The 15,874-nt window shown below is 64.3% G+C and carries 15 protein-coding genes; 9 read left to right on the top strand and 6 right to left on the bottom strand.

The genetic code is table 11. The features are described 5' to 3' along the window. Positions 1-14: 14 nt before the first annotated feature. Positions 15-602, bottom strand: a complete 588-nt coding sequence (locus RXV95_RS10625) for a hypothetical protein (RefSeq protein WP_338466024.1) — start codon at positions 600-602, stop codon at positions 15-17. A 73-nt stretch (positions 603-675) separates the two neighbouring features. Next, positions 676-1,539 (bottom strand): neutral zinc metallopeptidase, encoded by an 864-nt coding sequence (locus RXV95_RS10620; RefSeq protein ID WP_338466023.1) that lies wholly within the window; start codon positions 1,537-1,539, stop codon positions 676-678. A 95-nt stretch (positions 1,540-1,634) separates the two neighbouring features. Here RXV95_RS10620 and RXV95_RS10615 point away from each other — a divergent pair, with 95 nt between their 5' ends. From RXV95_RS10615 to RXV95_RS10595, 5 genes are all read left to right on the top strand, one after another. Beyond that, positions 1,635-2,420, top strand: a complete 786-nt coding sequence (locus RXV95_RS10615) for a 3-hydroxybutyrate dehydrogenase (RefSeq protein ID WP_338466022.1) — start codon at positions 1,635-1,637, stop codon at positions 2,418-2,420. Positions 2,421-2,541: 121 nt separating this feature from the next. Further along, positions 2,542-4,083, top strand: coding sequence for a M28 family peptidase (locus tag RXV95_RS10610; protein WP_338466021.1), 1,542 nt, complete (start codon positions 2,542-2,544; stop codon positions 4,081-4,083). 31 nt (positions 4,084-4,114) lie between these two features. Continuing rightward, complete coding sequence (gene guaB / locus RXV95_RS10605; RefSeq protein ID WP_338466020.1) at positions 4,115-5,626, top strand: IMP dehydrogenase; 1,512 nt, start codon at positions 4,115-4,117, stop codon at positions 5,624-5,626. Beyond that, a complete protein-coding gene (locus RXV95_RS10600) occupies positions 5,623-6,804 on the top strand; it encodes an RsmB/NOP family class I SAM-dependent RNA methyltransferase (RefSeq protein WP_338466019.1) in 1,182 nt (393 codons plus the stop codon). The genes guaB and RXV95_RS10600 overlap by 4 nt, the downstream gene beginning before the upstream one ends. 61 nt (positions 6,805-6,865) lie before the next feature. After that, on the top strand, positions 6,866-7,372 hold the full coding sequence (locus RXV95_RS10595; RefSeq protein WP_338466018.1) for a tetratricopeptide repeat protein: 507 nt from the start codon (positions 6,866-6,868) through the stop codon (positions 7,370-7,372). A gap of 31 nt (positions 7,373-7,403) precedes the next feature. Here RXV95_RS10595 and RXV95_RS10590 read toward each other — a convergent pair whose 3' ends face one another. Continuing rightward, a complete protein-coding gene (locus tag RXV95_RS10590) occupies positions 7,404-7,889 on the bottom strand; it encodes an RNA pyrophosphohydrolase (protein WP_338466017.1) in 486 nt (161 codons plus the stop codon). Beyond that, positions 7,886-8,854, bottom strand: a complete 969-nt coding sequence (locus RXV95_RS10585; RefSeq protein WP_338466016.1) for an alpha/beta hydrolase — start codon at positions 8,852-8,854, stop codon at positions 7,886-7,888. The genes RXV95_RS10590 and RXV95_RS10585 overlap by 4 nt, the downstream gene beginning before the upstream one ends. Positions 8,855-9,074: 220 nt before the next feature. Here RXV95_RS10585 and RXV95_RS10580 point away from each other — a divergent pair, with 220 nt between their 5' ends. Together RXV95_RS10580 and RXV95_RS10575 are read left to right on the top strand one after the other, a co-directional pair. Continuing rightward, a complete protein-coding gene (locus tag RXV95_RS10580) occupies positions 9,075-10,955 on the top strand; it encodes a 2-oxoacid:acceptor oxidoreductase subunit alpha (protein WP_338466015.1) in 1,881 nt (626 codons plus the stop codon). 11 nt (positions 10,956-10,966) lie between these two features. Then, complete coding sequence (locus RXV95_RS10575; protein WP_338466014.1) at positions 10,967-12,001, top strand: 2-oxoacid:ferredoxin oxidoreductase subunit beta; 1,035 nt, start codon at positions 10,967-10,969, stop codon at positions 11,999-12,001. A gap of 15 nt (positions 12,002-12,016) precedes the next feature. On the opposite strand, the gene RXV95_RS10570 is transcribed toward RXV95_RS10575, so the two are convergent. Further along, positions 12,017-12,646 carry a phosphatase PAP2 family protein gene (locus RXV95_RS10570; RefSeq protein ID WP_338466013.1) on the bottom strand — a complete coding sequence of 210 codons (630 nt, stop codon included), beginning with the start codon at positions 12,644-12,646 and terminating at the stop codon, positions 12,017-12,019. 128 nt (positions 12,647-12,774) lie between these two features. Here RXV95_RS10570 and RXV95_RS10565 point away from each other — a divergent pair, with 128 nt between their 5' ends. Then, on the top strand, positions 12,775-14,157 hold the full coding sequence (locus RXV95_RS10565; protein WP_338466012.1) for a deoxyribodipyrimidine photo-lyase: 1,383 nt from the start codon (positions 12,775-12,777) through the stop codon (positions 14,155-14,157). Between the two features lie 50 nt (positions 14,158-14,207). Further along, positions 14,208-15,476 (top strand): cyclopropane-fatty-acyl-phospholipid synthase family protein, encoded by a 1,269-nt coding sequence (locus tag RXV95_RS10560; protein WP_338466011.1) that lies wholly within the window; start codon positions 14,208-14,210, stop codon positions 15,474-15,476. A gap of 46 nt (positions 15,477-15,522) precedes the next feature. Here the strand turns inward: RXV95_RS10560 and RXV95_RS10555 are convergent, their stop codons facing one another. Beyond that, positions 15,523-15,867, bottom strand: a complete 345-nt coding sequence (locus tag RXV95_RS10555) for a PilZ domain-containing protein (RefSeq protein WP_338466010.1) — start codon at positions 15,865-15,867, stop codon at positions 15,523-15,525. Positions 15,868-15,874: the final 7 nt, after the last annotated feature.

Raw genomic sequence — 15,874 nt, 5'->3', positions numbered from 1 at the left:
CGCGCGTGCGGCGCTCAGTCGTCTTCCTTGCCGTTCTTGCGCGCCTCGTCGATGCGCAGGCGCTCCGCTTCGACCTGCTCCGGCGTCGCGTGGTCGGCCGACCGCGCCGGATAAGCGCAGCCGCGCTGCTGGCCGATGCCTTTCAGGAACGCGCGCCGCACAGATCCCGCGTAAAGCGCGACGTTCCAGCGCCTGCGGTTTTCGTTCGCGCCTGAAATCTCGCGGATCAGGCCGCCGAAAGGGATCAGCGAACCGACAACCGATTGCGCCGCCCCGCCAATCGCGTTTCCGCGCTTTTCTCCGCGCGATTTTTCCTGCACCGCATCGATATCGTCGCCCAGAACGGTGTCGAGGTCGCGCACTTCGTTCGACATGGCGCTGCATTCGCGAAGCCCGGTCAGGTCGTATGGCTTGGCAACCGCCGTTTGCAGGATGTCGGGAACGGGGTCTTTCTCAAGATTGAAGTCGGTGAACGGCTTCAACACCACGTCGCGCGCGGTCACGTTGTCCGGGTCCACCGCGGTCTGCGCCGAAGCAGGAATGAACGCCGTCCCCGCGGTAGTGGCGGCAATGGCAAGGGAAAGGAACCGGGCGGCTTTCATGCGAATAAATCTTTCTCCTTTTTCTACGCAAGGAAAGGGAAGGAGTTCCCCCAATCCCTTATTCGCATGGGCATTATCGCAAGTCGGAGAACGTATCGCACTTGTCTTCGTCCCCCGTTTCGATGCCGGTCCTCAGCCACTTCATGCGCTGCGCCGCGCTGCCGTGGGTGAAGGCGGATTCGACCGGGCGGCGCCCGGCGGCCTTCATCAGCACGTCGTCGCCGATCTGGTGGGCCGCGGTCATCCCTTCCTCGATATCGCCGGGTTCAATCCGGCTGCGATTGCGGCCTGCCCATACGCCGGCATAGCAATCGGCCTGAAGCTCAAGCCGCACGGAAAGCTCGTTCGCGCGCGAGGGATTGCGCTGCTGGAGGCTGTGTACCTGGCTGGACAGGCCAAGCAGGTTCTGGATGTGATGCCCGTATTCGTGCGCGATCACGTAATCGCGGGCAAAATCGCCGCCGGCGCGCATCTGTCCGGCCATTTCCCTGTAGAAATCCGTGTCGATGTAGATGCCCTGGTCGGTGGGGCAATAGAACGGCCCCATCGCGCTTTGCGCCGCGCCGCAGCCCGATTGGCCCGACTGCGAATAGAACACCAGCTTGGGGGCGGTGAAGGGGATGTTCGCCTGCCTGAACAGCGGTGCCCATGTCTTGTTCAGCGAAGACAGCGCGTTGCAGCTTTCATGGCTGTATTCGTTGACAGAGCAGCTTTCCTCTATCGTGTTGCCGCCCTGCGTCTGCACGGGGCCGGTCGTGGAGCCGCTGCCTTCCATCATCGACAGCATCTGGCCGGGGTCCACCCCGAACACCAGCGCCGCGATCAGCGCGATCACGATGCCGCCGCAGCCGACCTTGCCGCCCCTGCCGCCAATGGACATGCGGGAACCGCGCTGGTCCTCGACCCTTATGTTGTTATCGTAATCGTCGAGGCGCATCGTGATCCCCTGTTGGTCTGGTCGTGCCTGCTTCTGGACAAGCGGGGCGCGGACGGCGATTGGCACCATCGTCAGCCACTATCCGGAGTCGAGTCATGTTCCTCAAGGACAAATGCGCACTGGTTACCGGTTCCACATCCGGAATCGGTCTTGCCTATGCAAAGGCATTCGCGGCCGAAGGCGCCAATCTGGTCATCAACGGATTTGGCGACGAGGCGGAAATCGCGCGGATATGTGAGGAACTGGCGTCGGCCAGCGGCGGCAGGGCCGTGCATTCAGGGGCGGACCTCACCAGGCGATCGGGTGTCGAAGAGATGATGGCGCTGGCCGCCGATACGTTCGGCGGGGTGGATGTCCTCGTCAACAATGCCGGGATGCAACACGTCGCGCCGGTCGAGGAATTTCCGCCGGAAAAATGGGACTCGATCATCGCGCTCAACCTGACCTCCGCTTTCGATGCCGCGCGACTGGCGGTGCCGTACATGAAGGAGAAGGGCTGGGGGCGCATCATCTCCACCGCGTCTGCCCACTCGCTTACGGCATCGCCTTTCAAATCGGCCTATGTCTCGGCCAAGCACGGCCTTGCGGGGCTTACCAAGACACTGGCGCTTGAACTGGCGACCTGCGGCATCACCGTCAATTGCATCAGCCCCGGCTATGTCTGGACGCCGCTGGTGGAAAACCAGATTCCCGATACGATGAAAGCGCGTAACATGACGCGCGAGCAGGTGCTGAACGAAGTGATGCTGGTGCGCCAGCCCACGCGTGAGTTCGTGCTGCCCGAACAGGTGGCCGCGATGGCCCTGTTCCTGTGCCGCGACGAAGCCTCCCAGATCACCGGCGCGAATATGTCGATCGATGGTGGCTGGACGGCCGAATAGCGGCACGCACGACACAATCGCCACGCAATCGCTGCGCAAACGCGTCCGCCCCGGACACAGGGAACCTTGCGTTCGCCGCCGCCTTTCTGAATATCGGGGGCGGAACCTTCCGAGGGGGGCGATGAAGCGTTTGCGTTTTGGTGTGGCGGTGCGTGCGGCAGGGCTTGTCCTTGCGGCAACAGCGTTGCTTGCGGCACGCGCGCCCGCCACGGCCGACGGCCCGTCCGACGCGCGGATAGAGGCAGCCTTGCGCGCGCATATCGAAACGCTTTCCAGCGATGCGTTCGAAGGCCGTCTGCCAGGCACCGACGGTGAGACAAAAACGCTGCGTTACCTGGTGCGGCAATGGTTCGATATCGGGCTGGAATCAGGAACGAACGATCCGGGCAATCCCTGGTTCGCGCCCGTCGCCCTTGTCGAACGCGTTCCCGTTGCCTCGCGCGCGGTGTTCATGCGCGGCAAGCGGCGCATCCCGGTTCCGGAAGGGGCGGCATTCGTCGCGACCTCCGGCACGCGCGGGCTGGTCAACAACGCGCCTGTCCTGTTTGTCGGGCAGGGGAACGGCCCGGTGCCGCCACGCGCCGAACTTGCCGGCAGGGTGGCGATGATGCTGGATGCCCAGACCGGCGACGGAGACAAGGAAAAATCCGGCATTTCGCTGGCAGAACGGCAGGGCCGGCTGCTTGACGGCGGCGCGGCCGCGGTCATGACCGTGCTCGACGGCGATCATTCGATACCCGATATACGCGCAAAGCGGGCAAAGGCCGGATATGCCCTGGCCAACGGGCGTTCGGACGGAGACCTTGAGGCGTTTGTCACGCCGGCCTTTGCCGCGACGCTGCTGGGAGCGAAACCGGGCGGAGGCGTCTCCTCGCTGGAAGCGCAGGCATCGAAGGCGGGCTTCGTGCCGCGCCTGATGCCCTTTACCGTCTCGCTTGAAGCGACAAGCCGCGAAACCCGTGTGCAGACGCACAACCTTGTCGGCCGGTTGCCGGGCAAGCGGCCGCAGGACGGGGCGGTGCTGCTTGTCGCCCACTGGGACCATCTGGGCCGGTGCGGCGATCCGTCGAAAGACGCGATCTGCAACGGCGCGGTCGATAATGCCAGCGGCCTTGCGGTTATCACCGAAGTCGCGCGCATCCTCGCTCGCGGCAAACCGCTCGATCGCGACGTCTATTTCGTCGCGACCACGGGCGAGGAAATGGGGATGCTGGGTGCACAGGCGTTCACCGAAAACCCGCCATTGCCGCTTGACCGTATAGTGGCCGCGTTCAACGTCGATTCCGATGCGATCGCCCGATCGGGCGGGCCATTCGGGATCGTCGGCAAGGGGATGACGGGGCTTGATCCCGGTATCGAAAAGGTCGTCACGGCAACGAAGCGCAAGCTGGCCGACGGCGATGAGGCCAATGCCTATGTCAAACGACAGGACATCTGGGCCTTCATGCAGCACGATGTGCCATCCGTGATGGTCAGCACCGCCTATGGCGACGACAAGCGCCTGAAACGCTTCATGGAAGAACGCTATCACAAGCCGGACGACGAATATTCCCCCAAGCTGGAACTGGGCGGGGCAGTGGACGACGTGAACATGCTCGTCGCGCTGGTGCGGGAATTCGCCGACCCGCGCCGGTGGCCCCTGCCGGACAGTGGCGCGCATTGAACCACTAGCGCAGTCGCCCCGGCTTGGTTACATGGGCCGCCACGATTCCCCCCGCGCACGAACGGACAAAGCTGTGGCAGCCAATTTCGATATCCCCATCGGCCTTACATTCGACGACGTCCTGCTGCGTCCGGCCGAGTCCGACCTCTTGCCATCGCAGGCTGATACGCGGACGCGCCTCAGCAGGGAAATCAGCCTTAACATCCCGGTCATTTCATCCGCCATGGATACCGTTACCGAAGCGGACATGGCGATCGTCATGGCGCAAGTGGGCGGGATCGGCGTGCTGCACCGGAACCTGACGATCGAGGAACAGTGCGCCGCGGTGCGCGCGGTGAAGCGGTTCGAAAGCGGCATGGTCGTCAATCCCATCACCGTTGCGCCCGGCGCGACGCTGGGCGAGGCGCAGGCGATCATGCAGGCTAACCGGATCAGCGGCATCCCGGTGGTGGAAAACGGCGGCAGGCTGGTGGGCATCCTTACCAACCGCGACGTGCGTTTTGCCGACAATCCGGCCCAGCCGGTAAGCGAACTGATGACGAGCGAAAACCTGGCGACCGTCCCGCTCGGCACCAGCCAGGAAGATGCGCGCCGCCTGCTGCACGCGCGCCGCATCGAAAAGCTGCTGGTGGTGGACGATGCCTATCACTGCGTGGGTCTGATTACGGTGAAGGACATCGAAAAGGCGGTGACCTTCCCCAATGCGACCAAGGACGCGGCGGGCCGGTTGCGCGTCGCGGCGGCAACCACTGTGGGCGAAAAGGGCTTCGCGCGCACAGAGGCGCTGATCGCGGCCGAATGCGACGTGGTCATCATCGATACCGCGCACGGTCACAACCGCGACGTCGCGCGCGCTGTCGAAGCGGTGAAGAAGATGTCCAATTCGGTGCAGGTGATTGCCGGCAACGTCGCCACCGCGGAAGCAACCCGCGCGCTGATCGATGCGGGGGCAGACGGGATCAAGGTGGGCATCGGCCCCGGTTCCATCTGCACTACGCGCATCGTTGCGGGTGTTGGTGTGCCGCAGCTTACCGCCGTGATGGAATGCGCAGCGGAGGCGGAAAAATCGGGCGTCCCGGTTATCGCCGATGGCGGCCTGCGCACATCCGGCGATGCGGCAAAGGCGCTTGCCGCCGGTGCTTCCACAATCATGGTCGGGTCGATGCTGGCCGGCACCGAGGAAGCGCCGGGCGAAACGTTCCTGTATCAGGGGCGTGCCTACAAGTCGTATCGCGGCATGGGCTCTGTCGGTGCGATGGCGCGCGGCAGCGCGGACCGCTATTTCCAGCAGGACATCAAGGACCAGATGAAGCTGGTGCCCGAAGGCATCGAGGGGCAGGTGCCTTATAAGGGGCCGGCCAAGGACGTGGTTCACCAGCTTGTCGGCGGCATCAAGGCGGCCATGGGCTATACCGGATCGCGCTCTATCGACGAGCTGCGCCGCAATGCGCGCTTCGTGCGCATTACCGGCGCGGGCCTGCGCGAAAGCCATGTTCACGACGTTTCCATCACTCGCGAAGCGCCCAACTACCCGACCCAATGACGCCTGCCGCGCGTGTTCAGGCAGCCATCGAGATACTCGACGGTGTGATCGCCGCCGCCCGGTCCGGCGGGGCGCCTGCCGACCGTATTGCGGCGGAATGGTTCCGCGCGCGGCGGTTTGCCGGATCGAAGGACCGGCGCGCGATCCGCGAACTGGTCTGGTCGGCAATCCGCGCTTGCGGCGATATTCCGCCAAGCGGGCGCGCGGCCATGCTGCGTCTGGCGGAAGTGGACACGGCGATTGCGCCGCTGTTCGATGGTTCCGGTTATGGTCCGGCGCCCGTTGCCGAAGGCGAAGGCGCAGCATCGGGCGGTGTCGCCCCCGCATGGCTGGTCGATGCACTGGCGGCGTCCGGCGTTGACGAGGCAGAGCGGGCCGCGCTGCTGGACCGCGCGCCGCTGGATATCAGGGTCAACCGGCTGAAGGCGGATCGCGATGCGCTTGCCGCCGAACTGGCGCACCCGGCAGAGCGGCTGACCGCGCCCGATGGCTTGCGGTTCGCCGCAGGCACCCCGGTCGAAAGCTGGCCACAGTTCGACGAGGGCCTGTTCGAGGTGCAGGACGGCGGCAGCCAGCTTGCCTGCGCCGCGCTTGCGGCAGCGCCGGGCGAAAAGGTGATAGACCTGTGCGCCGGGGCAGGGGGCAAGACCCTGTCGCTGGCCGCATCGATGGAGAACAACGGCAGTCTTCTGGCCTGCGATATCGATCGCACGCGCCTATCGCGCCTCCAGCCGCGCGCCGCGCGGGCCGGGGCCATCGTCGAAACGCGCTTGCTGGACCCCGGACGCGAGCCAGAGATGCTGGCGGACTGGCAGGGCCGTGCCGATGCCGTTCTGGTGGACGCGCCCTGTTCGGGCACGGGCACCTGGCGGCGCAACCCGGAAGCGCGCTGGCGCTTGTCTCCCAAGACGCTCGACCGGCACGTTGCCGCCCAGCGCGGCGTGCTGGACGTTGCGCAGGCGCTGGTCGCGCCGGGTGGACGGCTCACCTATATCGTCTGTTCGCTGCTCGATGCCGAAGGGACGGACCAGATTGCGTGGTTTCTCGATAGCCACCCTGGCTGGAAGGTGCTGCCCTCGCTGCTTGCCGCCGGGCGGCCGCATGGACCGGGAACGCGGCTGACACCGTGCCATGACGGCACGGACGGGTTTTTCTTCGCAACGCTGCAAAGGCTGTGATAACGATCCGGTCATGACTGCCGTTGCTCAAGATCTGGGACCTCGGCTCAAGGAGTTTGCCATGCGTTATTATCCCGCTGCCATTGCCCTTTCCATGCTCGCCGCGGTTACGGCAAGCGTGGGCCAGGCGCGGGATGTGGAACCTGCCGATCCGCGGGTGAATACCTTGCTGGCAAGTGGTGAGGCGCAGCTTTCGGCAGGTGAGAAGAATGCGGCGATAGGATCGTTCGAATCCGCCCTCGCACTGGATCCGGGGCATGTGGCCACGTTTGTGGCGCTCGGCAATGCAGAGCGCAGCAACGGAATGCCGGGCAAGGCCATCCATTATTACCGCGAAGCGCTCAGCCGCGATCCGAACAACGTCTCGGCCATTTCGGGCGAGGGTGAGGCGCTGGCAGACAAGGGCGCGCTCGATCGCGCCAAGGGCAATCTTGCCCGGCTTGAGGGCCTGTGCGGCAAGACGTGTGACGCTTCCAAGGCGCTTGCCGCCACGATCGCGCGCGGCCCGATGCCCCGCGTCGTAAGCGCGGAATCGGTCAAGCCCGAACCCAAGGTCGAAAGCAACTGAGGCAGCCGCAACCGGCGCCGCACTGTGCGGCTCAGATCAGGGTGCGGAACTCCTCTACCACCTGGCGATAGACGCGTCGTTTGAACGGCACGATCAGGTCGGGCAGGTCATCGGGCACCACCCATTTGTAGTCGCAGAATTCGGGCGGGTTGTGCGCATCCAGCCGCACGTCGTTGTCATTTCCCGAAAAGCGCAAAAGCACCCATTTCTGGCGCTGTCCGCGATATTTTCCGCCCCACAGCTTGCCCAGAAGGTCTTCGGGCAAGTCATAGAAGTATTCCTCGCGGCTTTCGGCCAGGACGGAGACAAGCCCTTCCGAAACGCCCGTCTCCTCCCAAAGCTCGCGCATCGCGGCGGCGAGGAAGTCCTCGCCGTCGTCGATTCCGCCCTGGGGCATCTGCCAGGCATCGCCTTCCTTGTTGTCTATCCGCTTGCCGACAAACACGTGGCCGTCCCCGTTGACGAGCATCAGCCCGGCACAGGGACGGTAAGGAAGCGAGGCGTATTCGTCTGTCATTCGGCCATCCCGAGCATAAGGCGCATCGCGGCGAAGACCCTGTGCAGGTCCACCTGCGCTGAGGGAATCGCCTTGCGCACATTGGTGAAGCCGTGGATCGACCCCTTCATTTCAAGGAAAACGACGTCGGACCCCGCGCGGATCAGTTCCATGCCATAGACACGGCCGCTGTCGCGAATGGGGTCCAACCCTGCCGTGATCAGCACGGTTGGCGGCATGTCGCTGTGTTCGCCAAGGATCGGATAGGCGCGCTTGTCATCGGACGCCGCCTTGTAGCATTCGCCGAACCACGCCATCGCTTCCGCCGTCAGCAGGAAGCCTTCCGCGAAATTGATCATGGATGGGTGATCGGGTTTTTCGTCGCTCAGCGGATAGATCGGCACCTGCAGCACAACCGGCACGTCTGCCGGCTTTTCCGCCAGTGCCTGCGTCGTCACGATCGTCAGGTTGCCGCCGGCCGAATCGCCCATCGGAATCAGGCCGGTGATCTTGCGGCCCAGCTCTTCGGGGCTGCCCGCGACCCAGCGCGTTGCCGCTTCGCAATCGTCGGGAGCGGCGGGGAACGGATGTTCCGGTGCCAGTCGATAATGGACCGCGACGACCGGCATATCCAGTTCGGCGGCAATTTCGGTGCAAAGGTTATGGTGGCTTTCCAAGTCACCGATCACGAAGCCGCCGCCGTGATAGAACATCACCACCGGGCCTGGTTCGCGCGTCCCGCGCGCATCGTAAAGCCGGATCGGGATGTCCCCTGCCGGTCCGGGGCAGGTCAGATCCTTGATAACCGCCAGTTCGCGCGGATCGGCCTCGGCCAGCGGGTTCATCGCGACATAGGATGCGCGCGCTTCCTCCAGCGCCATTTCGCTGAGCTGCGGGCGGTCCATCCCGTTAAGGAAGGAAAGGAAGGCGCTTACGTCAGGGCGCACGAAATGCGGGGTCTTATCCATGGTGTCGCTGTCGTTCATGAAAGTCTTTCCTCGTCCCTTGATGAATCGCAAATCGTCGCTGTTTCCCCCGGTCTAGGTGCGGTTTTGCAACTTGACTAGCGTTCCGGATGGGAATCTAGGGTCAGGTGATCGTATCAGCGGGACGAATTTTTCTTTTTTGCGTCGCGGCACCGGAATGGCTAGGCGCGAAGAGAACAAGGGGCAGAAAAGATCCCGATAGGCGCAGCAAGGACGATTGATGGCCACAGCAACGATTGACGAGACGACGGCGGTGAAGCCGGGCGAAGGTGCGCCCGAAGCGGTCGTGGTGCGTTTCGCGGGCGATTCCGGCGACGGGATGCAGCTTACAGGCGGGCAGTTTACGCTTTCCACGGCATTGGCCGGCAACGACCTTGCCACTTTTCCGGATTTCCCGGCGGAAATACGGGCGCCGCAGGGCACGCTGTTCGGTGTTTCGGCGTTCCAGATCAATTTCGGGTCGACCGAAGTCGATACCGCCGGCGACGCGCCGGACGTGCTTGTGGCGATGAACCCCGCCGCGCTGAAGACCAATGTCGCGTCGTTGAAGCCAGGCGGCTTGATCATTGCCGACAGCGGCGAGTTCACCAAGCGCAACCTGGAAAAGGCCAAGTATGCCGAAAACCCGCTTGAGGACGACAGCCTCAACAAGTGGCAGTTGCTCGCCTTCGATATTTCGGCGCTGACGCTTGAAGCGGTCAAACCCTTCGAACTGGGCAAGAAGGAAGCCCTGCGCTGCAAGAACATGTGGACGCTGGGGCTTGCGCTGTGGATGTTCGATCGCGACCGGCAGCCGCTGATCGACTGGCTGAACGCCAAGTTCAAGAAGGCGCCGATCATCGCCGAAGCCAACATCGCCGCGCTGAACGCCGGCCATGCCTATGGCGAGACGGCCGAACTTTCCGGCCCGCTGCGGCAGGTGCACATCAATCCGGTGAAGACCGAGCCGGGCCTCTACCGCACCGTGACCGGGGCCGAAGCGATCAGCCTGGGGCTGGTTGCCGGTGCGCAATTGGCCGAATTGCCGATGTTCTTCGGCGGTTATCCGATCACGCCGGCATCGGCGATCCTGCATCATCTGGCGCGCCTGAAGGAATTTGGCGTCACCACGTTCCAGGCGGAAGACGAAATCGCCGCTGTCGCCAGCGCGATCGGCGCTTCCTGGGCGGGGCATCTTGGCGTCACGTCGTCATCGGGGCCGGGCATCGCGCTCAAGACCGAGGCGATCGGCCTTGCGGCGATGACGGAACTTCCGCTGGTGATCGTGAACTCGCAGCGCGGCGGGCCTTCCACCGGGCTGCCCACCAAGACCGAGCAGTCCGACCTTTACCAGGCGGTCTATGGCCGGAACGGCGATACGCCGCTCCCCGTGGTTGCCGCGCGCTCGCCTGCCGATGCGTTCGAATGCGCGATCGAGGCGTGCCGGCTTGCGGTGCAATACATGACGCCGGTCATGCTGCTGACCGATGGCTATATCGCCAACGCGGCGGAGCCGTGGAAAGTGCCCGATCCCAAAGCGTTCGAGCCGTTTCCGGTGAAATTCCTTGAAGAACGCAACGGGCCGGACGGAACGCTGCTGCCCTTCGCGCGCGACGAGAAGGGCGCGCGACCGTGGATCAAGCCCGGCACGCCGGACCTGATGCACCGTATCGGCGGGATCGAGAAGAATCCCGGCACCGGCAACATCGACTATGCGCCCGCCAGCCACCAGGCGATGACCGATGCGCGCAAGGCGAAGGTGGACGGTATCGCCAAGGGCGTGCCCGCGCAGGACGTGTCGCTGGGCGAGACGAGCGGAAAGCTGGTGGTCGTCGGGTGGGGTTCCACTTACGGACCGATCCACCAGGCCGTGCGCCGCGCGCGCAAGAAGGGGCTGGACGTAAGCCACGTGCACGTCCGCCATGTCTGGCCGCTGCCTGAAAATCTGGGCGATCTTCTGCGCGGTTACGAAAAGATCCTGGTGCCCGAAATGAACACGGGCCAGTTCAAGACGGTCCTGCGCGATCAGTTCCTGGTCGACGCCAGGCCGTTCAACAAGGTGTCGGGCCAGCCGTTCACCATCGCGGAAATCGAAGCCGCGATCGAAGACATCCTGGCCTGAGGGGATAGACGATGAACGACATGACCCCGATCAAGACCACGCTGAAGGACTGGGAAACCGACCAGGAAGTGCGCTGGTGCCCCGGTTGCGGCGACTATGCGATCCTCAAGGCGGTGCAACGCACGCTGCCGGAAATCGGTGCGGACCCGGCCAAGACCGTGTTCATCAGCGGCATCGGCTGTTCCAGCCGGTTCCCTTACTATGTCGAAGCCTATGGCTTTCACACCATCCATGGGCGCGCACCGGCGCTGGCGACGGGGGCGAAGCTGTCCAATCCCGATCTGGATATCTGGCTGATCACCGGTGACGGCGATGGCCTGTCGATTGGTGGCAATCACCTGATGCACGTTCTGCGGCGCAACGTGAACATGCAGATCATGCTGTTCAACAACGAGATTTACGGTCTTACCAAGGGCCAGTATTCGCCGACGAGCCGTGTGGGCACCACCAGCCCTTCCACGCCGCTGGGTTCGATCGACCGCCCCGCCAGCCCGTGTGCCTTCGCGCTGGGTTCGGGTGCGCGCTTCGTGGCGCGCGGGTTCGACGTGTCCAAGGAACTGCCGAACGTGCTGAAGGCCGCGCATGCCCACCAGGGCGCCGCATTCATCGAGATTTTCCAGAACTGCATCGTCTATAACAAGGACGTGTTCGAGGATTTCGCCGCCCCCAAGGGCGCGGAAGACCGGCAGCTCTGGCTGAAGAACGGTGAGCCGATGCTCTTCGCGAACGGCACCAAGGGCATCACGCTGTGCCGCGATACGCTGACGCTGAAGGTTGTCGACGTGGTCGACGGCGATTGGCAGGCGGCGGATGTGATCGTCCACGATGTGACCAACCGTTCGGTTGCGCACATGCTGGTGGAACTGCCGTTCGGCGCGTTCCCGATGGCGCTGGGCGTGATCTACGACGATCCGCGCCCGACTTACGAAACGGGTGTCGTGGCGCAGAATGCGAAGGCAAGCGAGGGCAAGAAGCCAGACCTCGCCGCGCTTCTCGCCAAGGGCCAGACATGGACCGTAAGCGGCACTGCACAGGACCCGGTCTGACCTACCCGGCCTGATTTACCCTGTCTCACCAGCGGCGCGGCTGCGGTGAGACAGGGCGTAAGCGAACAATGCCCAGCCCGTGCCGCCCAGCCAGCCGGCTATTACGTCGGTGGGATGGTGCACGCCCAACCAGACGCGGCTGAGCGCAATCGCGGACGAAAGCGTGAAGGCGCCCGCAACCAGCAACACCCGTATGCGGCGACGTTGGCTGAGCGCGCCGAAGGTGAGGGCCATCGCTAGGTATATGGCGGCGGAATTGAAGCTGTGCCCGCTGGGAAAGCTCATGCCGGTGGCATGCGTCAGGTGCGGCACGATTTCCGGGCGCGGACGCGCGATGGCGATTTTCAGCAGCCAGTCCACGATCCACGCGCTGCCGAAGGTGCCCGCAAACCAAGCCGCTTCACGGGTTCTTCGCCCGATCATCAGGCCCGCGGCGGCCGCCAGTGCGAGAAGGTTGCGCAGCAGGACACCGCCCAGCGCCGTCAGGCTTAGCATGACATCCGGAAGCCACGACGGCCCCCACGGCATCCGGTTCGCGCCGGTTCGCCAGTAAAACAGGCCCGTGCGGTCAAATCCCTGTGCCGCCCCGATGTGAACCAGCCACGCGATCAGCAGGAACCCGGCCCAGCACATTGCGCCAGCCACAAGCGCGCTTTGCACGCGGGCGCGGCAGGGAGATGGGGAGGGCAAACGCTGATCCATCGGGCGCAGGAACCCTAGCGCGGCGGAACGGTTCCGGATAGCAGGCGCAAACAACCGGGGGGAGGACGCAGTTGCCAGCACCGCAGATCGTGTGGTTTCGCAGGGATCTGCGGCTTTCCGACCAGGCAGCTTTCGCCGCCGCCTGCCACGCGGGCGGGCCGGTGATCCCCGTCTATGTTCTGGATGACGAGACGCCGAAGCACCGGGTCATGGGCGGCGCATCCCGCTGGTGGCTGCACCACAGTCTTGTCAGCCTTGACGCCACGTTGCGTGCGAAGGGCTCTAAACTGACACTGCGGCGGGGAAGGGCGGACGTGGAATTGGCCCGGCTTGCCAAAGAATGCGGGGCATCGCGTATACACGCGCTGCATCATTACGAACCGTGGTGGCGCAATGCCGAAAGGGCGCTGGCGAAGACGGTGGACCTTTGCCTGCATGACGGAAACTACCTTGCCCCGCCCGGCAGCGTGACCACGGGTTCGGGCAGCCCGTACAAGATCTATACCCCGTTCTGGCGCGCCTTGTCCGAACGGATGCCGCCGCCGGAACCGCAGCGTCGTCCGGCGCAGGTTCCCGCACCGGACCAGTGGGCGGAAAGCGACAATCTGGAGGATTGGAACCTTTTGCCCACAAGGCCGGACTGGTCGGGCGGCCTTGGCGACGAATGGGAGCCGGGCGAGGAAGGGGCAAGGAAGCGACTGGACGCCTTCTCTCGCCGCGCGGCCCGCTATGAAGGCGTTCGCAACCTGCCGTCGCGCGAAGGCACCTCGCGCCTGTCGCCGCACTTGCATTTCGGTGAAATTTCGCCTGCCGCGGCATGGCACGCGACGTCGTCTGTCGGCGGATCGGTGGCCACGTTTCTGGGTGAACTGGGCTGGCGCGATTATGCGCAGAACGTGATCCTGCAATTTCCGGACTACGGGGGGAAGTCCGCCCGCGATACATTCGATGGCTTTCCATGGCGAACGGGCGAGGCGGCGAATGCGGACCTTGCCGCATGGCAGCAGGGCCGCACCGGCTATCCGATCGTGGACGCAGGCATGCGCCAGTTGTGGCGCACGGGATGGATGCACAACCGGGTTCGCATGATCGCGGCAAGTTTCTTGGTGAAGCATCTTCTGATCGACTGGCGCGAAGGTGAGCGATGGTTCTGGGATACGCTGGTGGATGCCGACTATGCGAGCAATTCGGTGAACTGGCAGTGGACGGCGGGGTCCGGCGTGGATTCCAATATGTTCGTGCGGATCATGGCGCCGCTTTCACAGTCGGACAAGTTCGATGCGGCGGCCTATGTCCGCGAATGGGTGCCCGAACTGGCGGACGTGCCGGATAGCGAGATCCACGATCCGCAACGGCCGGTGCGCGGCTATCCGGCCAGGATCATCGGCCATCGCGAAGCGCGCGAACGGGCGCTGGCCGCATGGGAAGAGGCAAAGACACGCGCCGGGGAATGAACGCGCCCGACCGTTGCCCTTGGCGCGGCAAGAGCGCATAGAATCGCGCCATGAATGCACAGACGCCGAGGAGGGGCGGACATCTGGTCGAAGGTGGCCGCCGGGCCAAAGCTGGCGGTGGGTGGATAGCACGCCGTTTCGCGGGTTCGTTCCACCGCGTGATGGACCGCATCGACAAGGGGCTGGACGCAGGGATGATCGAGGCGCGCCTGCCCGATGGATCGGTGCGCATCCTTGGCGGGCGCGCGAAGGGGCCGGCTGCAGAGATAAACCTGAAAGACTGGCGGGCGCTGGTGCGGCTGGCAACGGGCGGGTCCGCCGGTTGGTACCAGGCCTGGGAAGCGGGTGAATGGGACAGCCCCGATCCGGTGCAGATATTCGCGCTGTTCATGCGCAATGCCGCTTCGCTGGGCAAAGCGGCGCGGGCCAAGGGGCCGTGGCGCTGGGCAGCCCGCGCGCTGCACGCCGCGCGCCGCAACAGTCGCACCGGTGCGCGGGCGAACATCGCCTCACACTATGATCTCGGCAACGATTTCTATGCGCTCTGGCTCGATCCGACGATGAGCTATTCAAGCGCGCGTTGGGAAGGGATGGAAAGGGATGCCGACCTTCGTGCAGCGCAAGCCAACAAGGTGGACTTGCTGGCCGAACGGCTGGATCTGAGACCCGGCCAGCACGTGCTGGAGATCGGTTGCGGATGGGGTTTTCTGGCCCGCCGGATGGCGCAACGGCACAAGGTGCAGGTCACAGGTATCAGCCTGTCTGACGAGCAACTTGGCTGGTGCCGCGACGAGCAGCGCCGCGAAGGGGCGGAATTCATCGAATACCGCCGCCAGGACTATCGCGATGTGGACGGACAGTTCGACGCGATCGCCAGCGTCGAGATGGTAGAGGCGGTCGGCCGCGAATACTGGCCGGATTTCTTTGCCTGCCTTGCCCGCAACCTGAAGCCCGGCGGTAAGGCCGCGCTGCAATATATCTGCATTCGCGAAGAACTGTTCGATGCCTATGCCGCCAGCGCCGATTTTATCCAGACATACGTCTTTCCCGGCGGGATGCTGGTAAGCGAACGCGAATTCCAGCGGCTCGCCTTCGAAAACGGACTGGTCTGGCGCGACCGCGCCGCCTTTGGGCAGGACTATGCCCGCACACTGGCGGCGTGGCGCGAATCGTTCGACGCGGCCGTTGAAGACGGAACCTTGCCCGCAGGCTTTGACGAGCGCTTCGTGCGCTTGTGGCGATATTACCTGATGTATTGCGAAGGCGGTTTTCTCGGCGGCGGCATAGACGTGTGCCAGGTTACGCTGGTCAAAGGATGATACCGCGCCGTTGGCGACCCGATTGCCGTTTTGATCCCGGCTTTGTTCAGCGCAATGTGCCGTCGCTCCGGAAACGGGCAAGGATGTTGTCGTAAACGATGGGGCTGAGAAGGCTGGCGAACGCGCACCCCACAAGGCCGCCTTCCCACCAGATCACTTCGCCCTGCAGGGCTTCCAGGCCGGGCAGGGTAAGCCAGCAGATGTTGCCGGCGTACATCCGGCTGTGCGCGGTGGCGGAAAAGCCCCCAAGCGAAAGATCGTGGACCGTTGTCTGGTAACTGCGCCCGCCCGACGGACGCAGCGACGCAGGAATGCTTACGCGGACGCGCGGCGCACAGCGATCTTCCTGGGCCGCGATCTCGTAAAGGTTCTGTTCCGCCTTGGTGTTCATTGCCCTG

The sequence above is a fragment of the Novosphingobium sp. ZN18A2 genome (assembly GCF_036784765.1).
GTDB lineage: Bacteria > Pseudomonadota > Alphaproteobacteria > Sphingomonadales > Sphingomonadaceae > Novosphingobium.
This window is presented reverse-complemented; position numbering and strand designations above follow the sequence as displayed.